At 64.5% G+C, this 21,259-nt stretch carries 19 protein-coding genes; 4 read left to right on the forward strand and 15 right to left on the reverse strand.

Going from position 1 to position 21,259, the window contains the following annotated elements:
- From CFP68_RS18315 to CFP68_RS08890, 4 genes are all read right to left on the reverse strand, one after another.
- Nucleotides 1–211, reverse strand: a 211-nt coding sequence (locus CFP68_RS18315; RefSeq protein WP_206601902.1) for a hypothetical protein, incomplete at its 3' end; no start/stop codon positions are given.
- Between the two features lie 137 nt (nt 212–348).
- Nucleotides 349–3,138, reverse strand: coding sequence for a DNA polymerase I (gene polA / locus CFP68_RS08880; RefSeq protein ID WP_099826580.1), 2,790 nt, complete (start codon nt 3,136–3,138; stop codon nt 349–351).
- A 194-nt stretch (nt 3,139–3,332) separates the two neighbouring features.
- A complete protein-coding gene (locus CFP68_RS08885) occupies nt 3,333–4,004 on the reverse strand; it encodes a hypothetical protein (protein WP_099826581.1) in 672 nt (223 codons plus the stop codon).
- 8 nt (nt 4,005–4,012) lie between these two features.
- On the reverse strand, nt 4,013–4,237 hold the full coding sequence (locus tag CFP68_RS08890; RefSeq protein ID WP_099826848.1) for a zinc-finger domain-containing protein: 225 nt from the start codon (nt 4,235–4,237) through the stop codon (nt 4,013–4,015).
- A gap of 117 nt (nt 4,238–4,354) precedes the next feature.
- Here CFP68_RS08890 and CFP68_RS08895 point away from each other — a divergent pair, with 117 nt between their 5' ends.
- From CFP68_RS08895 to CFP68_RS08910, 4 genes are all read left to right on the forward strand, one after another.
- Entirely contained in the window at nt 4,355–5,296 is a 942-nt protein-coding gene (locus CFP68_RS08895; RefSeq protein WP_099826582.1) for an ABC transporter ATP-binding protein, read from the forward strand.
- Nucleotides 5,297–5,431: 135 nt separating this feature from the next.
- Entirely contained in the window at nt 5,432–8,284 is a 2,853-nt protein-coding gene (locus CFP68_RS08900; RefSeq protein ID WP_099826583.1) for a molybdopterin oxidoreductase family protein, read from the forward strand.
- Nucleotides 8,285–8,360: 76 nt separating this feature from the next.
- Nucleotides 8,361–9,101, forward strand: a complete 741-nt coding sequence (locus CFP68_RS08905; protein ID WP_099826584.1) for a 4Fe-4S dicluster domain-containing protein — start codon at nt 8,361–8,363, stop codon at nt 9,099–9,101.
- A gap of 3 nt (nt 9,102–9,104) precedes the next feature.
- Nucleotides 9,105–9,986 (forward strand): dimethyl sulfoxide reductase anchor subunit family protein, encoded by an 882-nt coding sequence (locus CFP68_RS08910; RefSeq protein WP_099826585.1) that lies wholly within the window; start codon nt 9,105–9,107, stop codon nt 9,984–9,986.
- On the opposite strand, the gene CFP68_RS08915 is transcribed toward CFP68_RS08910, so the two are convergent.
- From CFP68_RS08915 to CFP68_RS08970, 11 genes are all read right to left on the reverse strand, one after another.
- A complete protein-coding gene (locus tag CFP68_RS08915) occupies nt 9,983–11,029 on the reverse strand; it encodes a HesA/MoeB/ThiF family protein (protein ID WP_099826586.1) in 1,047 nt (348 codons plus the stop codon). The two genes, CFP68_RS08910 and CFP68_RS08915, sit on opposite strands and share 4 nt — an antisense overlap.
- 292 nt (nt 11,030–11,321) lie before the next feature.
- Nucleotides 11,322–12,113 carry an amino acid ABC transporter ATP-binding protein gene (locus CFP68_RS08925; RefSeq protein ID WP_099826849.1) on the reverse strand — a complete coding sequence of 264 codons (792 nt, stop codon included), beginning with the start codon at nt 12,111–12,113 and terminating at the stop codon, nt 11,322–11,324.
- Nucleotides 12,114–12,123: 10 nt separating this feature from the next.
- The gene (locus CFP68_RS08930; protein WP_099826588.1) at nt 12,124–13,440 is read right to left on the reverse strand and encodes an amino acid ABC transporter permease; all 1,317 of its coding nucleotides are present in this window, start codon (nt 13,438–13,440) and stop codon (nt 12,124–12,126) included.
- 3 nt (nt 13,441–13,443) lie between these two features.
- Nucleotides 13,444–14,976, reverse strand: a complete 1,533-nt coding sequence (locus tag CFP68_RS08935; RefSeq protein ID WP_099826589.1) for an amino acid ABC transporter permease — start codon at nt 14,974–14,976, stop codon at nt 13,444–13,446.
- A gap of 135 nt (nt 14,977–15,111) precedes the next feature.
- Complete coding sequence (locus tag CFP68_RS08940; RefSeq protein ID WP_099826850.1) at nt 15,112–16,131, reverse strand: amino acid ABC transporter substrate-binding protein; 1,020 nt, start codon at nt 16,129–16,131, stop codon at nt 15,112–15,114.
- 209 nt (nt 16,132–16,340) lie between these two features.
- Nucleotides 16,341–17,057: an ATP12 family chaperone protein gene (locus tag CFP68_RS08945; RefSeq protein ID WP_099826590.1), complete on the reverse strand. Its 717-nt coding sequence runs from the start codon at nt 17,055–17,057 to the stop codon at nt 16,341–16,343.
- Nucleotides 17,057–18,103 (reverse strand): RluA family pseudouridine synthase, encoded by a 1,047-nt coding sequence (locus CFP68_RS08950; RefSeq protein ID WP_099826591.1) that lies wholly within the window; start codon nt 18,101–18,103, stop codon nt 17,057–17,059. Before CFP68_RS08950 ends, CFP68_RS08945 begins: the two co-directional genes overlap by 1 nt.
- The gene (gene crcB / locus CFP68_RS08955) at nt 18,100–18,477 is read right to left on the reverse strand and encodes a fluoride efflux transporter CrcB (RefSeq protein WP_099826592.1); all 378 of its coding nucleotides are present in this window, start codon (nt 18,475–18,477) and stop codon (nt 18,100–18,102) included. The genes CFP68_RS08950 and crcB overlap by 4 nt, the downstream gene beginning before the upstream one ends.
- A gap of 31 nt (nt 18,478–18,508) precedes the next feature.
- Nucleotides 18,509–19,831, reverse strand: a complete 1,323-nt coding sequence (locus CFP68_RS08960; protein ID WP_099826593.1) for a replication-associated recombination protein A — start codon at nt 19,829–19,831, stop codon at nt 18,509–18,511.
- A gap of 108 nt (nt 19,832–19,939) precedes the next feature.
- Nucleotides 19,940–20,530 carry an acyl-homoserine-lactone synthase gene (locus tag CFP68_RS08965; RefSeq protein ID WP_099826594.1) on the reverse strand — a complete coding sequence of 197 codons (591 nt, stop codon included), beginning with the start codon at nt 20,528–20,530 and terminating at the stop codon, nt 19,940–19,942.
- 94 nt (nt 20,531–20,624) lie between these two features.
- Nucleotides 20,625–21,236, reverse strand: a complete 612-nt coding sequence (locus CFP68_RS08970) for an autoinducer binding domain-containing protein (RefSeq protein WP_099826595.1) — start codon at nt 21,234–21,236, stop codon at nt 20,625–20,627.
- Between the last annotated feature and the right edge of the window lie 23 nt (nt 21,237–21,259).

Here is a 21,259-nt window from a genome sequence, read left to right on the forward strand (position 1 = left end):
GCCTCGTCAGCGCCGCCGGTGAAGAGGGTTCTAAGGTTATCACCCAATACCCGCAAGCAGATTCTGAAAGAAATGTGCCAGGTTTCTGCATATGCATCTTTCGGTCCCGAAAGCCGCCGGCCACGCAATTTTCGATCCCGAAAGCGGCCATCTGACGGCAGGTTGTTGCCGGCGATTTCCGGTGGCCACGACGGGTTTGGGGAATCGGCATCGTTCCATCCTCGCCGTCAGGGCGAATCCGGTGTCCGGCGGGGCAAGATTCGGTTTTTGGGGGGCTGTTTGATGCCGACTCGGCCCGGTGGCGAGTCGGCATGGGTCTTGGGGCGGTTCGCGCCGGTCGGGTCGGGTTCAGTGCGCCTCGGCCCAGCTGGCCCCCTGCCCCGCGTCGACGGTCAGAGCGACATCGAGACGGACCACAGGGTCGGCTGCGCCTTCCATGACATGGCGCGCGGCCGCGATCAGGTCGTCGGCAGCATCGGCGCGGACTTCGAACAACAGTTCGTCGTGCACCTGCAGCAGCATCTTCGCGGGTATCCCGGCAATCGCCCGGGGCATCCGGATCATCGCGCGCCGGATGACATCGGCCGCCGTGCCCTGGATCGGCGCATTGATTGCCGCCCGCTTGGCGAATCCCGCATGGGGGCCCCTGGCGTTGATCTCGGGCGTGTTGATGCGGCGGCCGAACAGCGTCTGCACGAACCCATGATCCTTCGCGAAGGCGACGGTGTCATCCATATAGGTGCGGATGCCGGGGAAACGCTCGAAATAGCGGTCGATGAAGCCCTGGGCCTGATCACGGGGAATTCGCAGGTTGCGCGCCAGGCCGAACCCCGAAATGCCATAGATGACACCGAAGTTGATCGCCTTGGCCTGACGGCGCACATCCGGCGTCATCTGATCCAGCGGAACGTCGAACATTTCGGATGCCGTCATCGCGTGAATGTCCAGACCGTCGCGGAACGCCTGCTTCAGCGCGTCGATTCCGGCGATATGGGCCAGAATGCGCAACTCGATCTGGGAATAGTCCAGCGCCACCAGGACATTGCCGTCCTCGGCGACAAAGGCTTCGCGGATGCGGCGGCCTTCCTCGCTGCGGATCGGGATGTTCTGCAGGTTCGGATCGGTCGACGCCAGCCGCCCGGTGCTGGCCCCGGCGATGGAATAGCAGGTGTGAACACGTCCTGTTTCGCCGTTGATATGGTCCTGCAGCGCGTCGGTATAGGTCGACTTCAACTTGGACAGCTGCCGCCAGTCCAGCACCCGGCCAGGCAGATCGTGTTCGGTCGCCAGATCCTCAAGCACATCGGCGCCGGTCGCATAGGCGCCGGTCTTGCCCTTCTTGCCGCCGGGCAGCGCCATTTCATCGAACAGGATCTCGCCCAGCTGCTTGGGCGATCCGACGTTGAAGGACCGACCCGCCATCTCGTGGATCTCGGCCTCCAGCGCCGCCATCTTCTGGGCGAACTTGGACGACATGCGCGACAACACGTTGCGGTCGACCTTGACGCCTTCACGCTCCATCTGCGCCAGCACCGGCACCAGCGGACGTTCCAGCGTCTCGTAAACCGTCGTCACCTTCGAGACATGCAGTTGCGGCTTGAACGTCTGCCACAGGCGCAGGGTGATATCCGCATCCTCGCCGGCGTATTTCACGGCATCGGCCACCGGCACCCGGTCAAAGGTGATCATCGACTTGCCCGAGCCCAGCAGCGTCTTGATCGGAATCGGCGTGTGGCCGAGATACCGATCCGACAGCGTGTCCATGCCATGGCCATGCAGACCGGCATGCATCGCATAGGACATCAGCATCGTGTCATCGAACGGCGCGATATCGATGCCGACGCGGCTCAGGATCTTGGCGTCGTATTTCATGTTCTGCCCGATCTTCAGGACCGACGGATCCTCAAGCAGCGGCTTCAACATCTCCAGCGCCTGATCCAGCGGCATCTGGCCTTCGGCCAGATCATCCGATCCGAACAGGTCGCTGCTGTCCGCCGCCCGGTGGGTCAGGGGGATATAGCACGCCTGCCCCGCATCGATTGCCAGCGAAATGCCGACCAGATCGGCGGTCATGTCGTTCAGCCCGGTGGTTTCGGTATCCACCGCGACGTGGCCCCGGGCATGGGCGCGGTCGATCCAGACCTGCAACGCCGCCGCGTCCCTGACCCATTCATAGGCGTCGGGATCAAGGGGCGGCTGTTCGACCTCGGCCGCGGTCGGATCGGGGCTGTCGGGAATCGCCGGCGCCGCGGTGCCCAGCGCATCGGACACCCGCTTGACGATGGTGCGGAATTCCATATCGGTCAGGAATCCCAGAAGATCGTCGGCCACCGGCGGTTTGACCTCGAGCGATTCCAGCGCGTAATCCAGCGCCATGTCGGTATCAAGCTGCACCAGCTTCTTCGAGAGGCGGATCTGCTCGGCGTGTTCGATCAGGGTCTGGCGGCGCTTGGGCTGCTTGATCTCTTCCGCCCGTTCCAGCAGCGCATCCAGATCACCGTATTCATTGATCAGCAACGCGGCCGTCTTGATCCCGATGCCGGGCGCGCCGGGCACATTGTCGACCGAATCGCCGGCCAGCGCCTGAACATCCACCACCCGTTCGGGATAGACGCCGAACTTGGCGTGCACGCCTTCACGGTCGATGGTGGTGTTCTTCATCGCATCGAACATGACGACGCCGTCGCCCACCAGTTGCATCAGATCCTTGTCGGAACTGATGATCGTCACCCGGCCCCCGGCATCGCGGGCGCGGCAGGCCAGCGTGGCGATGATGTCGTCGGCCTCGAACCCCTCCTGTTCCAGACAGGCGATGTTGAAGGCGCGGGTGGCGTCGCGGGTCAGCGGAATCTGCGGGCGCAAGTCTTCGGGCATCGCCTCGCGGTTGGCCTTGTACTGATCGTACATGTCGTTGCGAAAGGTGTGCGAGCCCTTGTCGAACACGACCGCCGCATGGGTCGGGGCATCGTCGCCCTTGTTGTCCTCGATCATCTTCCACAACATGTTGACGAAACCGCTGACCGCCCCCACCGGCAATCCATCGGACTTGCGCGTCAGCGGCGGCAGCGCATGATAGGCGCGAAAGATGAAAGCCGATCCGTCCACCAGCGACAGGTGATGCCCCTTGCCGAATGCCATGTCTCGCGTCCCCCTTTATGTGTCGCTCTGACCTAGCCCGCGATCCCATTCGGGTAAAGGCGGGCGCGTCGCTGACGATGGGACCGGGCGGCGCGGCCCGTTTGTCGACAAGTCATCGTCATAGGACGCGGATCATCAATGCCGCCCGGCCGGCGCCCGATCTGCATCGCCACCGCACTTCGGGCGCGTACATGTCAGGTCGGTTCACTATCGCACAGCACTGTGCGCACTTCATGGCGCGGTGGCCGCGGGCGATCTTCCCATCCGAAGAACGGATCGGCCCCGATCGGGCCGTCGTCGTCGCGCAGATCACGGATCGCGCCCTGCTGGCGGTTCTCGCTGATCGGCCCATCGCCGCGGGCATAGCGTCGGCCGCTTTCGTCCGGGCCCGCCCCTGCCCTGTCATCCGGCGGCACCAGCCGCACGGTGCGGCACAGGGCGGTCGGCCGCACATCGATATCTTTTCCCGCCAGGACACCCCGTGCGGCATCGGTCAGATCGACGATATGGCCGACCTTGCTTCCCAGCCCCCGCACCCGGAAGGTCAGGGGGTCGTCCAGCCCGAACCGGCGTGTGGCGTCACCCGGACCGAACAGGGCATCCTCACCCTGCCAGCCTGTTCCGGCGGCAAAAAGCAACTCATAGGTGCCCGGCGGCACAAGAACCCGAAAGAACTCGCCACCCCGCGCATAGGCCGCCATGGCGGGGGCGTCGGCCCCCACGGCCGTCAGCGTGACAAAGACATCCTCGCCCGGGGCGGTTCTCAGGATCAACGGAAAGACCAACGGCAGGCCCGACCGGTTCCACATCAAACCGGCGCGTGGCCGATCAACGGCCAGGGCGGGCGACGCCAGCGCCAGAACCAACAGTGCGATCAGTGCACGTCGGCGTTTTCGTCCAGAACGAAACGCTTGTCGCAATAGCCGCATTCGACCCACCCCCTGTCCAGCGGAATCTGCAACCAGACGCGCGGATGCCCCAGACCCGGACCACCCCCGTCACAGCTGACCCGCGTGGTCTGAACGACCACGGTTTCCGGAGTGTCATAGGCGCCGGTGGGCGGCAGGTCGCCATCGAGATCGACGGGCTTTTCGGACATCGGGTTTTCCTTCGGCTTGCCGGGCGCGTCTTCAGGCCCTAGGTCTGGCCCCATGATAACAAAGCCCCCGACACCGGCAAGGCCACAAAGGCGGCTGTTTCCGAAAGGCAGGCACGAATGACCTCGAATGCGATCGAACTGCGCGGCGTGCGCAAGACCTATGCGGGCCGGCGCGGCGAAACCCCCAAGGAAGCGTTGAAGGGGATCGACCTGTCGATCCCGCAGGGATCGATCTTCGGCCTGCTCGGCCCGAACGGCGCGGGCAAGTCCACGCTGATCAACATCATGGCCGGCCTCGTGACCAAGACCGCCGGATCGGTGACCATCTGGGGCTTCGATCAGGACGTGAACCCGCGCCAGTCGCGCGCCTCGATCGGGGTGATGCCGCAGGAGCTGAACCTTGATCCCTATTTCACCCCGCGTGGCGCGCTGGACGTGCAGGCCGGACTTTACGGCGTGCCGAGATCACAGCGCCGCAGCGACGAGATCCTGGCCATGGTCGGTCTCGAGGACAAGGCCGAGGCCTATGCGCGCACCCTTTCGGGCGGCATGCGCCGGCGTCTGCTGCTGGCCAAGGCGCTGGTGCACCATCCCCATATCCTGGTGCTGGACGAACCGACCGCGGGCGTCGATATCGAGTTGCGCCAGATGCTGTGGGACAACGTGCGCAAGCTGAACCAGCAGGGCATGACCATCATCCTGACGACCCATTACCTGGAAGAAGCCGAACAGATGTGCGACGAGATCGCCATCATCAACCACGGCGAAATGGTGGTGCGCGACCGCACCGAAAACCTGTTGTCGACGATCGACGCCAAGACCCTGCTGATCCAGACCGATTCGCAGGTGCCCGATGTCCTGCCCCTGCCCGAAGGGGCCAGGTTGGACCGGCGGCCCGACGGCGCCTTGGCCATCGGGTATTCGCGCGCCAGGACATCGCCCGACGATATCCTCAAGGCCCTGCGCGACGCCAACATCCGGATCGAGGACGTGGCGACCGAACAGGCCGACCTCGAGGATGTGTTCCTCGATCTAACACGCGCACGCCCCGCCGCCTGAGGCATCCGGGCCGCCGCGCCGCCCGACACTTTGCGGGGCGGATCGCCCCGCATTTCCGTGGACGCGGCGCGCGGGGGTTGCCTGTGCGGCAGCAAACCTGTGTATTGGCGGCGAAGTGATACGATCGGGAACACCATGACCTCCCCCCAGCCCCATGTCGAAACCTCGCCGCCCGTGTCGGACGAGGTGCGCAAGACGACGTGCTACATGTGCGCCTGCCGGTGCGGCATCGACGTGCATATGAAGGATGGCAAGGTGGCCTATATCGAAGGCAACCGCGATCATCCGGTGAACCGCGGTGTGCTGTGCGCCAAGGGGTCGGCCGGAATCATGCAGCACCTGTCGCCCGCCCGCCTGCGTGCCCCCCTGAAACGGGTCGGGCCACGCGGATCGGGCAAGTTCGAGGAAATCTCCTGGGATGAGGCGCTGGAGACCGTGCGCGCCCGGCTTGCCACGCTGCGCGAAACGGCCCCCGAAAAGCTGGCCTTCTTCACCGGTCGTGATCAGTCGCAAAGTTTCACCTCGTGGTTCGCCCAGGCCTATGGCACGCCCAACTATGCCGCCCACGGCGGGTTTTGTTCCGTCAACATGGCGACTGCGGGCATCTACACCATGGGAGGCGCGTTCTGGGAATTCGGATCGCCAGATTGGGACCGGACGAAGATGTTCATGCTGTTCGGGGTCGCCGAGGATCACGACAGCAACCCGATCAAGATCGGTCTGGGCAAGCTGAAGGCACGCGGCGCCAAGGTGATCGGCGTCAATCCGGTGCGCAGCGGCTACAACGCCATCGCGGATGAATGGGTCGGCATCACGCCGGGCACCGACGGATTGTTCATCCTGTCGCTGATCCACTGTCTGCTGAAGGCCGGCAGGATCGACCTGTCCTATCTGTCGCGCTGCACCAACGCCCCTGTGCTGGTGAACGAGGATACGAAATCGCCCGATCACGGCCTGTTGCTGACCACGCCCGACGGCAAGCACATGGTCATCGACCGCCATACCGGAAAGCCTGCCCCCTTCGATGGCGCGGGCGTGCTGCCCGACCTTGCCGGATCGCTGCGTCGCGCGGGCACCAGCCATCGCTCGGTGTTCCAGCATATCGCCGAACGCTACCTGTCCGACGACTACGCCCCCGAGAAGGTCGCGCGCACCGTCGGCATCGACGCCAACCGCATCCGCCGCATCGCCGCCGACCTGGCCCGCGTCGCCTTTGACGAGGCGATCGAGCTGGATCGCCCCTGGACCGATTTCCGCGGCGAACGGCACGAGAAGATGATCGGCCGTCCCGTCAGCTTTCACGCCATGCGCGGGATCTCGGCCCATTCCAACGGGTTCCAGACCTGCCGCGCGCTGCACCTTCTGCAGATCCTGCTGGGAGCCGTCGAAACGCCCGGCGGGATGCGGTTCAAGCCGCCCTACCCCAAACCGGCCACCGCGCATCCGAAACCCCATTGCCGCGTGACGCCCGGCAAACCGCTGGACGGCCCGCACCTGGGGTTCACCCACGGCCCCGACGACCTGTGCCTGACCGATGACGGGCAACCGGCGCGGATCGACAAGGCGTTTTCCTGGGAAAACCCGATGTCGGCCCACGGGATGATGCACATGGTCATCTCGAACGCCCATGCCGGCGATCCATACAAGATTGACACGCTGTTCTTCTACATGGCGAACATGGCGTGGAACTCGTCGATGAACACGTCGGGCGTGATGAATATGCTCACCGACACAGACGACAACGGCAATTACGTCATCCCCAACATCATCGTCGCCGACGCCTATTCATCGGAAATGGTCGGCTATGCCGACCTGGTCCTGCCCGACACCACCTATCTGGAACGCCACGACTGCATCTCGCTGCTGGACCGGCCGATCAGCGAACCGGGTGCCGTGGCCGACGCGATCCGCTGGCCCGTGGTGGAACCCGACCGCAACGTGCGCGGCTTCCAGTCGGTGCTGCTGGATCTCGGCGCACGGCTGAACCTGCCCGGCTTCGTGGACGACGACGGCGCGCCGAAATACGCCGATTACGCCGACTACATCGCCAACCACGAACGCCGCCCCGGCATCGGGCCCCTGGCGGGTTGGCGGGTGGGCGATGGCGCAGCCGAGTCCAACCGACAGACCGGCCTGACCCACGGGCGCGGCGGTCCGAACGGCGCGCAGATCGACGCCTACATCAAGAACGGCGGCTTCTGGAGCGCCCATGTTCCCGATGGCGCCGCCTTCTACAAACCCTGGAATACCGCCTATCAGGACTGGGCGGTTGAAATGGGATTCTACGACAGCCCTCAGCCCTATGTCTTCTCGCTCTGGTGCGAGCCGCTGCGCCGGTTCCAACTGGCCGCCGAAGGGCACGGCACCCGCCAGCCACCCGACCATCTGCGCGAGCGCATCAAGGCAACGCTGGATCCCCTGCCGATCTGGTATGCGCCGCTCGAGGATGGCCATGCCGACCCGGTGGAATATCCTGTCCATGCGCTGACCCAACGCCCGATGGCGATGTATCATTCCTGGGGATCGCAGAACGCGTGGCTGCGCCAGATCCACGGCATGAACCCGCTGTTCGTGCCCACCGCGCTCTGGACGGCGAACGGATTTTCAGATGGCGATTGGGCGCGCGTCACCTCGGTGCATGGCGAAATCACTGTGCCTGTCGCCCACATGGCCGCCCTGAACGAGCACACGGTCTGGACCTGGAACGCCATCGGCAAACGCAAGGGCGCCTGGGCGCTGGACACCGACGCGCCCGAAGCGACCATGGGGTTCCTTTTGAACCACATCATCCACGAGCTGCTGCCACCCAAGGGCGACGGTCTGCGGTGGGCGAACTCGGACCCCGTCACCGGTCAGGCCGCCTGGTTCGACCTGCGGGTGCGGATCGAAAAGGTGGCGCCGCCGCGGCGCAGCTATCCCGATCCCGGCGGCCAGGACCGCATCGTTCCCGATCCACCCCAAAATGTGACGTTGAAGGTGGGATCATGATCGCACCGGCATCGAACGGCGAATCGTCGGACGCCTCCGGCGGGAGTATTTGCGTCAGTAAGAAGGGAGGGACAGCATGACCGCGCTGCCCGAGACGACCGAGCGCAAGCTGGGGCTGGTGATCGACCTGGACACCTGCGTCGGCTGTCACGCCTGCGTCATCGCCTGCAAGGGGTGGAACACCGAGAATTACGGCGCGCCGCTGGCCGACGCCGATGCCTACGGTGCCGATCCGGTGGGCGCTTTCCTGAACCGCGTGCACAGTTTCGAGGTCGAGCCCGACAGCGGCCCGGCACAGCTGTTCCACATGCCGAAGTCATGCCTCCATTGCGAGGACGCGCCCTGTGTCACCGTCTGCCCCACCGGTGCGTCCTTCAAGCGGGTCGAGGACGGCATCGTCCTCGTCAACGAAAGCGATTGCATCGGATGCGGGCTGTGCGCCTGGGCCTGCCCTTACGGCGCGCGCGAGATGGATCCGGTCGAGAAGGTGATGAAGAAATGCACCCTCTGCGTCGATCGCATCTATAACGAGAACCTGCCCGAGGAAGACCGCGAGCCGGCCTGTGTGCGCACCTGCCCAGCGGGCGCGCGGCATTTCGGCGATCTGGGCGATCCCGACAGCGCCGTTTCGCAGTTGGTCGAGGCGCGTGGCGGCGTCGACCTGATGCCCGAACAGGGCACGAAGCCCGTGAACAAGTATCTGCCACCACGGCCGCGGGACGCCGACATCGATGTGCTTGCCCCCTATCTTGAGCCGGTCGACGCGCAGCCCAAGGGCTTCCTCGGCTGGCTCGACCGTGCGCTCGAGCGGATCTGAGCCATGCATCCTGCCGTATCGATCATCCTGTTCACGACGCTGTCCGGCATGGGGTTCGGCCTGCTGGCCTTTCTCGGCGTCGGCATCCCGCGGGTTGAGGGTTGGGTTGCCGCCGTCTTCTTTGCCATCGGGTTTGCATTGGCGGGGGGCGGATTGCTGTTTTCATCCCTGCACCTTGGCCATCCCGAACGCGCGCTGAAGGCGTTTACCCAATGGCGCACCAGTTGGCTGTCGCGCGAGGCCTGGGCATCTGTGGCGACGCTTGGGGTGGTCGGAGTGTTCGCGGCGGCACTGGTGGTGTTCGGGGTGCGGATCGCGCCCCTGGGGTGGCTGGGTGCCGCGGGGTGCATCGCGACGGTCTATGTCACCTCGATGATCTATGCCTCGCTGCGCAGCGTTCCGCGCTGGCATCATTGGTCCACCAGCGCGCTGTTCCTCGCCTATTCGGCCAGCGGCGGCGCATTGCTGGCCGGGCAACGCTGGCCGGCGGTCGCTGTGTTGGTTGTCACCGGCGTCGGTCAATTCCTGGCGTGGCGGGCCGGCGACGCACGCTATGCCGCCTGTGGCAGCACGGTCGGGAGCGCAACGGGCCTGGGGCACCTCGGTCGCGTGCGCCTGTTCGAGCCGCCCCACACCGGCGACAGTTACCTGACCCGCGAGATGGTTTTCGTGGTGGCACGCAAACATGCGCGCAAACTGCGCTCGATCGCGCTGCTTCTGGCGGTTGTGCTGCCGGTCGGATTGCTGTTGCTGCCGGCGTTTCACCATCTCGGCGCGGCGGTCGCCGTTCTGTCGCATCTGGCGGGTGTTCTATGCGTGCGCTGGCTGTTCTTTGCCGAGGCGGAACATGTGGTCGGCCTGTATTACGGCCGCCGCCCCGCCTAGGCTGCGCTGGCACCGCAGACCGGGCAATCGGCACGCGGTTTGATCCGGATCACCCGCGTTTCGGCGTCGAGCGCGTCAAAGATCATCATCCGACCGCGCAGGGTCACGCCGGCGCCGGTGACGGTCTTGACGGCTTCGGCCGCCATCAGCGCCCCGGCGATTCCCGGCAGCGGACCCAGCACGCCGGCCTCGGCGCAGGACGGCGCGAGGTGGGGTGCCACCGGGGTTGCGAAGATGCACTGATAGCACGGCGCACCCCGGGCAGGATCGAACACCGACACCTGTGCCTCCCATTGTGACAGGGCGCCGGAAATCAGCGGGATTCCTGCCGCCACCGCCGCACGGTTCACCAGGTACCGCGTGTCGGAATTGTCGCAGCCATCCAGAACCAGATCATATTCCGCAAACAGTTCCGTCGCGATTTCAGGCGTCAGGCGACGGTGATACGGGCGCACGGTGACAAAGGGGTTCAGGGCCGCAATCGCCATCTGGGCCGAGAACACCTTGGGCATGCCGATGCGTTCGTCGGTGTGGATGATCTGGCGTTGCAGGTTCGTCGCCTCGACCGTGTCGTCATCGATCACGCCGATCGTTCCCACCCCCGCTGCCGCGAGATACAGCAACGCCGGCGAACCCAGACCGCCGGCCCCGATCACGAGGATCTTCGCCTCTTTCAACGCCTTCTGGCCCGGTCCTCCGATCTCGCGCAGCATGATATGGCGCGCGTACCGTTCCAGTTCGCTGTCCTGCATCCGTTCGGCGGCGGCGACGGGGGCCCGGTTTTCCGGGCGCACCCGCTGACGCAACCGTGCCAGCACGCTGGAATAAACCCGGATCAATGCCACGAGACCGGCCAGAACCAGCCATTCACCGGCCGAACCGCCGGTCGCTTCGCGCAGGGCAGCACCTTCTGGCAGGGTGATCTGAATGGCCAGGACGGCAACGAACAGCAGGCCGATCATCGTCCAGCGCGCCTGGACCGGGGTTTTCAGGACATGCCCCACGCCCCATATCGCCGCCGCCAACACCAGGACCAGCGCCATCAGAGGGCTCCCGCAAGCGCGCGGAAGGGGGAACCGTCCGGCATCGGGGCGCCGAACCGCGATTCGTGCGCCACCCCCGCGATGTGACCGAAGGCTGAATACTGCGGCATCGAACCCATCCCTTGCGCCTGGTTTGCCGCCGCCGGAACGGTCCCGTGCGGCACTGCCGCGAACGCCCCGGACGACAGCGCGTTCATGCCGCAAGCAACCGACCGGGTCAAATCCAAGCGCTTACGGACGAACCCGGAACAAGGCGTCGCACCCGGATGTCGCGGCACGGCGCGCCGCGATGTCAGTGTCCGAGGATCTGGCTGAGGAACAGCTTGGTGCGGTCGGACTTGGGGTTGTTGAAGAATTCCTTCGGTTCGTTCTGTTCGACGATCTGCCCCTGGTCCATGAAGATCACCCGGTTCGCCACCGCCTGGGCAAAGCCCATTTCGTGGGTCACGCACAGCATCGTCATGCCCTCTTCGGCAAGCTCGATCATGGTGTCCAGCACTTCCTTGATCATCTCGGGGTCCAGCGCCGACGTCGGTTCGTCGAACAGCATGATCCGCGGCTTCATGCACAGCGACCGGGCGATGGCCACCCGCTGTTGCTGACCACCCGAAAGCTGGCCGGGATACTTGTTGGCCTGATCCGGGATCTTGACCTTTTCCAGGAAGTGCATCGCCGCCTGCTCGGCTTCCTTTTTCGGGGTCTTGCGCACCCAGATCGGCGCCAAGGTGCAGTTTTCCAGGATCGTCAGATGCGGAAACAGGTTGAAGTGCTGAAAGCACATCCCGACCTCGGACCGGATCTTGTCGATGTTCTTCAGGTCCGACGATAGCAGCGTGCCGTCGACCTCGATCCGGCCCTTCTGGTGTTCCTCCAGCGCGTTGATACAGCGGATCAGCGTCGATTTCCCCGACCCGGACGGCCCGCAGATCACGATTCGTTCGCCGCGATGGACCGTCAGGTTGATGTCACGCAGGACGTGAAAACTGCCATACCACTTGTTCATGTCCGTGATCTGAACGGCGATTTCCTCGGAAACCTCCATGCGCGGGGGGGTCACGTTGGCGTCGATGGCGGGATCTGCCATGGCGGTCTCCTTAACGGTGCTCACGCTGGAGCTTCTTTTCGAGGTAAAGGGAATAGCGGCCCATGCTGAAGCAGGCGATGAAGAACATCAGGCCGATAAAGACGAACAGCTCCCAATAGACGCCGTTCCAATCCGTGCTGGCGCGAATCGCGTTGGACAGGCCGATGGGGTCGAGCAGGCCGATGAACACAACCAGGGTCGTGTCCTTGAACAGGCCGATGAAGGTGTTGACGATGCCGGGGATCGAGATCTTCAGCGCCTGCGGCAGGATGATCAGCCGCATGGATTGCCAGTAATCCAGTCCCAGGCTGCTGGCGCCTTCGTATTGGCCCTTGGGCAGCGCGGCCAGGCCGCCGCGCACGACCTCGGCGATATAGGCCGCCGAAAACAGGGTCACCATGATGATGACCCGCAACATCAGGTCGAAATTGGTGCCCGGCGGCAGGAAATAGTTCAGCAGGAGCGACGCCGTGAACAGCCAGACGATCAGCGGAACGCCGCGGATCACCTCGATGAAGGCGACCGAGATCTTGTTGATGATGAACAGGTTGCTTTGCCGTCCCAGCGCCAGAAGGATGCCCAGCGGCAGCGACAGGATGATCGCCGACACCCCGATCACGACCGACAGGGTGAAGCCGCCGAAATCCTTCGACTGCACGTATTCCAGGCCGATGGGCGCAACCGACGTCAGGGCCCCCGCCAGAGGCCCGGCCAGGAACAGCCAATACAGCAGCGGTACGATGATCGCGCCCAGAACGGCGGCCAGATTTCCGGCCAGCGGCAGCAGGACGCGATAGACGACAAAACCGATGACGAACCCCAGCGCGACCGCCACCGGACCCCAGATCGACCCGCCCCACAGCAGGGCGAACAACACGAACGGCGCGGCGGCACTGAGCCACAGCGCGCGCCGCGGTATCCCCTGGAACAGTACCGGCGCGATGGCCGCGAGAAACACCAGAAGCGCCACGACCGGTCGCCAGTAATGTTCGGGCGGGTAGAATCCGAAGACAAGCTGTTGCCAGCGATCGGTGATGACCGCGAAACAGGCGGCGGGCGCATCCGGGCCGACGGTGGCATCGCGGATCTCGCGACATTCGGTCAGCGATCCGGCATCCCAGATCGAATTGGCCAGCCAGGGGTAAAGATGGCTCACCACGACCCAGATCACGTAAAGCGAGATCACCGTGAGCAGTGTGTTGATCACGCCCGAGAACAGGTTCTCGCGGATCCACTTGACCGCGCCGGTCTGGCCCACCGGCGCAGGCTGTTCGTCGATCATGGTATCGCGGACATAGCCGACGGTTTGCGCGTGCGTGTCGCTCATGGCTCAGCGCTCCTTCAGGCGGCTGCGGTTGTTGTAGATGTTCATCGCCCCCGAAATGACGAGACTGAGCGCCAGATAGAACATCCCCAGCAAAAGCATGCCTTCCAGCTCGCGGCCGGTCTGGTTGATCGAGATTCCGCCCAGTGTTGCGCGCACGTCCATGTAGCCGACCGCGATCGCCAGCGACGAGTTCTTGGTCAGGTTCAGGAATTGCGAGATCAGCGGCGGAACGATGACGCGCATCGCCTGTGGCAGGATCACCAGGTTCATGGTGCGGTTGGGGCGCATCCCCAGGGCGAATGCAGCCTCGGACTGGCCCTTGGACACGGCCAGGATACCGGCGCGCACGATCTCGGCGATGAACGCACCGGTATAGAGCGCCAGCGCCAGCCACAGCGCCAAAAGCGAGTTGCGCACCTGGACGCCACCCTCGAAGTTGAAACCGCCCAGAACCGGCTTTTCGAACTGCACCGGAGCACCGCGCGTGGTGGATTCGGACAGGGCTGATACCGCGATGTCGGGATTGCCCAGAAGCGGCTGTTCCATCCCGGCGGGAACGGCCACCATGTTGCAGTCGCCGTTGCGGAAGGCATCGATGGCCATGGCTTCGGTGGCGAAGACGGATTCGCTGTAACGCAGGTCCTGACCGCGCAGCAGACGCTGGACGTTCAGCCCGATGGTGCCTTCCGGCACGCAGACCGACAGCGATCCCTGCGCCTCGCCATAGGCGGCGACGCTCTGGCCCTCGGTTGCATCGGCCGCCATCAGCCGCACCTGCGCGCTGCCGGTGCTCATGGCGAAGGCGAAATAGACCACGACGGCGGGCACGATGGCGATCGCAAGCGCGGGCCAGACCATCGGCAGCAACCGACCGCTGTCATAAAGGACTTTCCGCGCGTGGCGGCGATACAGATAGGCCCCGATCAACGACAGCACCACGACCAGACCCAGCACCGCCGCGCCGTCGCCCCATGTCGGCATCGGCAAGAACACACCGCGGTTGGTGATGGCGACGCTGTCGCCCAGGATCATCGACGCCGAGCCGCCCTCGCGGAAGTCGCGCGGCTGCGGGGTGGCTTCGGTCATCAGCGCGAAGATCAGCACGATCCACAACAGCAGGGGCACGTTGCGGAAGCCTTCGACATAGACCGCCATCAGCCGCGACACGACCCAGTTCTTCGACAGCCGCAGAACCCCCGCGAAGACCCCGATCACCGTTGCCGTGACACAGCCCAGAAAGGCGACCAGCATCGTGTTCAGGATTCCGACCAGCGCGGCGCGCCCGTGGGACATCGAGTTGTCATAGGGAATCAACATCTGGTTGATGTCGTATCCGGCCCGGTCCCCCAGAAAGCCGAAATCGAAATCCTTTCCCAGAACGGCGAGGTTTTCGACGGTGTTGTCGATCAGCCACCAGAACGCGGCACACAGCAGGACCAGCGCAACCACCTGGATGGTGATCGAACGATAGCGCGTGTCATAGATCAGTTGGCTGAGACGAAAGGATGGCCGAGGCGGATCGGTCATTGCAGACATGTAACGCTCCCCTGGTTTTCCGTTGGTCCGGTGGCGCGGGATCTTTTGTCCCGCTGCCGATCGGTCGGAAAACTCTTTTGGTCTTGGTCTTCGAGACGAAAAGGGCGCGATCGCTCGCGCCCTTTTCTACGGATTTTAGCGGAACGGCGGCGCGTAGAGCAGCCCGCCCTCGGTCCACTGGGCGTTCAGCCCGCGGGCCAGGCCAACCGGGGTGGATTCACCGATGTGACGCTCGAAGATCTCGCCATAGTTGCCGACAGCACCGATCGCCTTGGCCGCGAAATCGGCGTCGAGACCCAGCATTTCACCCAGGTTGCCCTCGGTGCCCAGAAGACGGTTGATCTCCGGGTTGCTGCCGGCCGCCGACGCCATGTCGCTGACGTTGGCCGAGGTCACGCCGTATTCTTCGGCCGCGATCAGCGCGTTCAGCACCCAGCGGTTCAGGTCGGCCCAGTCGCTGTCGCCGTGACGAACCAGCGGGCCCAGCGGCTCTTTCGAGATGATCTCGGGCAGCACGACATGCTCGCTCGGGTTTTCGAAGGTCGCGCGCGTGGCGGCCAGGCCCGACGCGTCGGTGGTATAGACGTCGCATGCGCCGGCCAGATACTGCTGCTGCGCCTCGGCGTTGGTTTCGATCGGCACCGGCTCATAGCTGATGTTGTTGGCGCGGAAGAAGTCGGCCAGGTTCAGCTCGGTCGTGGTGCCGGTCTGGATGCAGACGGTCGCGCCGTCCAGATCCTTGGCCGAGGTCACGCCCAGCGCCTTGGGGATCATGAAGCCCTGACCGTCGTAATAGTTCACGCCGGTGAAATCGAACTTCAGATCGACGTCACGGCTGAAGGTCCAGGTGGTGTTCCGCGTCAGCACGTCGATTTCGCCCGAGGCCAGCGCGGTAAAGCGTGTCTGTCCCGTGGTCGGAACGAATTCCGTCGCGTCGGGATCGCCGAAGATCGCCGCGGCGACCGCCCGGCAGACATCCACGTCGAATCCCTGCCACTTGCCGTTTGCGTCGGGCGTCGAGAAACCGGCAAGTCCGGTGCTGACGCCACAGTTGACGTTGCCACGCGCTTTCACGTCGTCCAGGGTCGCGGCGGCAGCGGCACCCGCCACCATGCCACTTACGGCCATCGCGCCGAGAAATACGGTTTTTTTCATCATTACCTCTTCCTGATTGGACCGCCATTGATCTGGCAGTGCTCTCCGGCCCTGGATGGACCGTGTTCATTCGCAGTCTGGAGTTCCCCCCGTGCAGACGCAAGTGTGGCGTCAATCATCACGGCAGGTCAAGGAAAGGATCACCGAAGTCGATGAAAAACAAGGCGGTTGACGTGGGGTTCACGCCCGAAAAGCGGGCGGCAGACGCATCACCCCGGCGGGCGGGCCGCGAACAGGACGCGTTCGGCATGCAGGAAACCGGCGCGTTTCAGCGCGCTGGTGGCGTCCGCCTCGTCATCGCGCCCCCAGAGCGACACCTGCCATTCCTCGTCAAGGCGCGACAGATCCCATGCTTCCTTGCCCGCGATCCGGCCTTCGGAAACCGCGAGGCCCAGGATGAAACTGCCCGACAGGCCGACCAGATCGTGGAAGGCGGCGATTTCGAACACCGACATCGGCGCCATGGCACGGCGCAGAATGGCGACGCTGGCAGGGGGCTGTTCCACGGGCATGACGCCGGGCGTGGTCTTCAGCGGCGCGCCCAGCCCATCGGCCGCCCAGGCAAGCAGCGGATCCCACAGGTCGTTCTGCCGCGCGATCAGTTCCGCAGGCGATGTCGCGCGGTAGCACAGAAGATCGGTTTCGGCATAGGCGATGATCATCTCCTCGACCGCCCCGCGTTGCGGCGCCACCTTGTCCAGCGCGGCATTGACACTGCGGGTGACGGGCATGGTCGCGGGGTCGACGGTATCGGACTGGGCGCGCCATTCATCGGCCATCATGTCGGCCAGGGCGCGCGTCGGCACCACGACATCCGCCCGCGCCGGGGTCTTCACGCCGCGCCCATCCAGACGCAACCCGAAACCGCCCGCGGTTTCTTCGATCGAAACCTCGGACCAGAACCGCTTTGTCGCCCAATCGGCCATCAGTCTTCCGCCACGAAGGGGTCGGCGGGAACATCGGCAGGAATCCACTCCAGCTGCTGCCAGGTGCGCGCCATGTGATCCGGCAGAGGCGCCGTGATCGTCATCATGGCACCGGTCACAGGATGGCGAAAACTCAACGAACGGGCATGAAGGTGCAGCTTGCGCGAAATGTCACCGCCCAGTTGCGCGCCCCATCCGTCGCCCAGGTTCTCCTGCCCCGACCCACCGTATTTGCCGTCGCCGACAATCGGATGCCCCATCTCGGCCATATGCGCGCGCAACTGGTGGGTGCGCCCCGTCACCGGCACCAGCGCCAGCCAGGCGGTGCGCCCGCCCAGCGCCGACAGGGTGGCGTAATCGGTGGTGGCGCGCTTGGCGCCCTCGGTCTTGTCCACCTCGGCGGGGTGGATGCAGATCATCTTTTCCCCCTCGCCCTTGGCGCCGTGTCCCGGCGCCTTCAGCAGTCCGAACTTCACGGTGCCCATGCGCGGGAAAGGCACGCCGGCGACGGCGGCCCAGTATATCTTGCGCGTGCCACGGTGGCGCAGCGCGTCGGTCAGACCCTTGGCCGCCATGCGGGTGCGCGCCAGCAGCAGAACGCCCGACGTGTCCTTGTCCAGCCGGTGCACCAGGCGCGGTTTATCCTCGAAGTCGCCGCGCAGGGCCTCGGCCAGGCCATCGACATGGCGCAACTGCTTGCTGCCGCCCTGGGTCGGCAGGCCGGGGGGCTTGTTCAGCGCGATGATGTGCTCGTCCTGCCAGATCACGGCGTCGCGCATCATCCGCGCGTCTTCCTTGCTGACATAGGTTTGCGACCGGTTCACCGCCGGGCCGCGTTCGGAGGGCAAAGGCGGCACGCGCACCTCCTGCCCCACCTCGATCCGGGTGCTGCCCTTGGCGCGGCTGCCGTCGATCCGGATGTCGCCCTTGCGGCACATCTTTTCGACCTGCACCTGACTGATGTGGGGAAAGCGGCGGCGGAACCAGCGGTCCAGCCGCTGATCGCCCTCGTCCGGGCCGATTGTGATCTTCTGCACACCGCTCATGCGAATATTCCCCGTGCCGCCAGCATTCCCATATAAAGCGCCCCCAGCGATCCGCCCACCGACAGCAGGACATAAAGCGTGGCAGTACCCGGTTGGCCCCGTTCGATCAGATCGATCGTTTCCAGGGAAAACGCCGAAAACGTGGTGAACCCGCCCAACAGGCCCGTCATCACGAACGGCGACAGGTGGGTCATCGATTTCTGCGCGGCGAAAACGACGAAAGCGCCCATCAGGAACGACCCGACCACGTTCGCCGTCATCATGCCCAGCGGCATCCCGGGCCCGGCGATCCGGTGCACACCGATCCCGGTCAGGTATCGCGCCATTGCGCCAAGCCCGCCGCCGATTGCAATCTGTATCAAGGTTCCGGTCATGGGCGTGCTTTCGGCTTGCCGGGGCGGGATGTCAACCGTTGCCCCGCTTGGCCCGCTGGGCGACGAACCAGTCCAGCCGCTTTTTCAGATCCCGTTCGAACCCCCGTGCGACCGGGAAATAGAAGACGCCGCGCTTCATGCCGTCGGGGAAATAGTTCTGGCCGGAAAACCCGTCCTCGGCGTCGTGGTCATAGGCGTATCCCACGCCATAGCCCTGATCCTTCATCAACCCGGTGGGCGCGTTCAGAATGTGTTTCGGCGGCGGTTCGCTGCCAGTTTTCTTGGCGGTGACGCGCGCGGCTTTGTAGGCGGCATAGCCCGCGTTGGATTTCGGTGCCAACGCCAGATAGGTGACCGCCTGCCCCAGCGCCAACTCGCCCTCGGGGCTGCCCAGCCGCTCGAAGCTCTCCCAGGCGTGCAGACAGATCGTCTGCGCCTGCGGATCGGCCAAACCGATATCCTCGATCGCCATGCGCAGGATGCGGCGGGCCAGGTATCGCGGATCTTCCCCACCCTCCAGCATCCGCGCAAACCAGTACAGCGCCGCATCCGGGTCGGACCCGCGCACCGATTTGTGCAGCGCCGAGATCAGGTTGTAATGCTCATCGCCCGACTTGTCGTATTTCGCCGCCCGCTTCATCAGGCGCTTGGTCAACGCATCGACGTCCAGCGGCGCCGTGGCCTTCCACGCGGCGATCTGTTCGATCAGGTTCAAAAGCGCGCGCCCGTCGCCATCGGCCATCTCGAACAGGGCCGCACGCGCCCGCGGCTCCAGCGGCAGGTCGCGCCCCAACTCGCGTTCGGCCCGCTGCGCCATGAGGTCCAGATCGTCCAGCGACAGCCGTTCCAGCACCAGCACCTGCGCGCGCGACAGCAGCGCGGCGTTCAACTCGAACGACGGATTTTCGGTGGTGGCCCCGACCAGAAGGATCGTGCCGTCCTCCATGTGCGGCAGGAAACTGTCCTGTTGCGCCTTGTTGAAACGGTGGATTTCATCGACGAACAACAGTGTGCCGCGCCCCGTCGTGCGCCGCAGTTTCGCCGCCTCGAACACCTTGCGCAGATCGGGCACGCCGGTGAAGATCGCGCTGATCTGGACGAAATGAAGGTCGGTTTCATCTGCCAGAAGGCGCGCGATGGTGGTCTTGCCCACACCGGGCGGGCCCCAGAACACCAGCGACGACAGCGACCCCGAGGCCAGCATGACGCCAAGCGGTGCGTCCGGCCCGAGAACCTGCGCCTGCCCGATCACGTCGGACAGTTTGCGCGGCCGCAGCCGATCGGCCAGCGGGCGCGGTGCGTCGCCTTGCGACGACCTTTCGGGGGCGGGGGATGCGTCGAACAAATCGGTCATACCCCCTATGTAGGCAGGTATGGGCGTAACGGGAAGCGCGGCCGGAGTGGCCGGGCCGCGCCCCGATTGATTATCTTGTCGCCGCAGCGGCGGACAAGGTATTCAACCCTAGTTCATGCGCGATGCGAAGTTGATCGAAATCGCCTGGGTCCGCTCACCGTCGATTTCCATGATCGGACCGATGCCGGAAATATCCATGCCGATTCGCGGCGCCCAGCGCGGCCAGTTGGCGTTGAGGATACCGATCATCGCCGAAATCCCCAACTCCTGGGCCGCTTTTGCAACCTCGAGATAAAGCTGAGCGTGAACGCGGCCCCGCTTGGCGGCCGACACCCGGTGCGAGACGAACACGCGCGAGCTTTCCCAGACGTCGGCCGCGACCGGCGCTTCCTCGTACAGCAGGTTCGCGGGGATCGTATCCAGCAAACCGCGCTGCGCATCCCGAATCATGTAGGTATAGATGCCACAGCGCGTCGTGGTCGGCGTCAGGCGATTCCCCGCCAGAACCTGGCCATCGGCATCGTGAATCACGACCCATCGGCTGGCCGGCGTGTCATACTGGTCGTATTCCATGCCGGAATCTTCGGGCAGATCCCAATGATTGTGCTGAATGAACAGCTCGTGGCGGGCCCGAAGCATGTTTGCGAACAATTCGCCGTGCTGGTGCATGTTCGCGATGGAAAGAGTGGTTCCGTGCATTTTCGTCTCCTGTAACAAGGGTATGTCCCCAAGTCATTTCTACCCTAAGCAGAGGGGGAGGCGAGTCTTGCCGTGACGCGAAAACCACTTATCTCTAAATAAGTTTATATTCCTTGGCGCGCTGGATGGCCTCGGCCGTCGTGCGCGCCATCAGGCGTTCGCGCGCCGAAGACAGGCGCAGTTTCAGCGCACTTTCCGAAATGCCCAGTTTGGCCGCCGCAGCCGCTTGGCGATCACCGTCCGCCAACAGTTTCAGGGCCGCGATCTGCGCCTTCGTCAGCTCGGTCGTCGGTTCGACCATCTCGTGCATGGTCTGGACGATTCGCTCGATCTCGAGGATCTCGTCGTCGGTGTGTTCGCGATCCGAACGGGCGACATTGGCAACGGTCCGCGAGCTGAGCGGACCGGTCGAAACGGTGACCCCGTATTTCAACCCGAACCGCTGCGATTCCTTGAGGATCCCGAACGGATCGGGAATCGGCGTGTTCGACCACCGTGTCGCGCCCTTCGATGCGAAGGCCCAAGCAACGATGGGATCACGCAGAACATAGCCGTTTTCGGTGTAGCGTTTGACCCACGCCGGATTGTAGGTCTGGAGGTGCATCAGCGGCGAGCTGAAACGTATGTGGATTGCCAGATGATACCCGGCCTGCGCGAACACATCGAGCTTCTTGAGCTCGAGATCAAAATCCTTGCGGTTGAACATGTGTAAACATCTCTGATCAAACT

It is taken from the genome of Oceaniglobus indicus (assembly GCF_002751875.1).
Lineage (GTDB): Bacteria > Pseudomonadota > Alphaproteobacteria > Rhodobacterales > Rhodobacteraceae > Oceaniglobus > Oceaniglobus indicus.

Coding starts and splice junctions, on each gene's coding strand:
- CFP68_RS08950 (WP_099826591.1), bottom strand. CDS start 18,103: ATGAGCGGTGTGCAGAAGATCACAATCGGCCCGGACGAGGGCGATCAG.
- CFP68_RS08945 (WP_099826590.1), bottom strand. CDS start 17,057: ATGGCCGATTGGGCGACAAAGCGGTTCTGGTCCGAGGTTTCGATCGAA.
- CFP68_RS08965 (WP_099826594.1), bottom strand. CDS start 20,530: ATGCACGGAACCACTCTTTCCATCGCGAACATGCACCAGCACGGCGAA.
- CFP68_RS08940 (WP_099826850.1), bottom strand. CDS start 16,131: ATGAAAAAAACCGTATTTCTCGGCGCGATGGCCGTAAGTGGCATGGTG.
- CFP68_RS08895 (WP_099826582.1), top strand. CDS start 4,355: ATGACCTCGAATGCGATCGAACTGCGCGGCGTGCGCAAGACCTATGCG.
- CFP68_RS08970 (WP_099826595.1), bottom strand. CDS start 21,236: ATGTTCAACCGCAAGGATTTTGATCTCGAGCTCAAGAAGCTCGATGTG.
- polA (WP_099826580.1), bottom strand. CDS start 3,138: ATGGCATTCGGCAAGGGGCATCACCTGTCGCTGGTGGACGGATCGGCT.
- CFP68_RS08910 (WP_099826585.1), top strand. CDS start 9,105: ATGCATCCTGCCGTATCGATCATCCTGTTCACGACGCTGTCCGGCATG.
- CFP68_RS08915 (WP_099826586.1), bottom strand. CDS start 11,029: ATGGCGCTGGTCCTGGTGTTGGCGGCGGCGATATGGGGCGTGGGGCAT.
- crcB (WP_099826592.1), bottom strand. CDS start 18,477: ATGACCGGAACCTTGATACAGATTGCAATCGGCGGCGGGCTTGGCGCA.
- CFP68_RS08905 (WP_099826584.1), top strand. CDS start 8,361: ATGACCGCGCTGCCCGAGACGACCGAGCGCAAGCTGGGGCTGGTGATC.
- CFP68_RS08960 (WP_099826593.1), bottom strand. CDS start 19,831: ATGACCGATTTGTTCGACGCATCCCCCGCCCCCGAAAGGTCGTCGCAA.
- CFP68_RS08890 (WP_099826848.1), bottom strand. CDS start 4,237: ATGTCCGAAAAGCCCGTCGATCTCGATGGCGACCTGCCGCCCACCGGC.
- CFP68_RS08935 (WP_099826589.1), bottom strand. CDS start 14,976: ATGTCTGCAATGACCGATCCGCCTCGGCCATCCTTTCGTCTCAGCCAA.
- CFP68_RS08925 (WP_099826849.1), bottom strand. CDS start 12,113: ATGGCAGATCCCGCCATCGACGCCAACGTGACCCCCCCGCGCATGGAG.
- CFP68_RS08900 (WP_099826583.1), top strand. CDS start 5,432: ATGACCTCCCCCCAGCCCCATGTCGAAACCTCGCCGCCCGTGTCGGAC.
- CFP68_RS08930 (WP_099826588.1), bottom strand. CDS start 13,440: ATGAGCGACACGCACGCGCAAACCGTCGGCTATGTCCGCGATACCATG.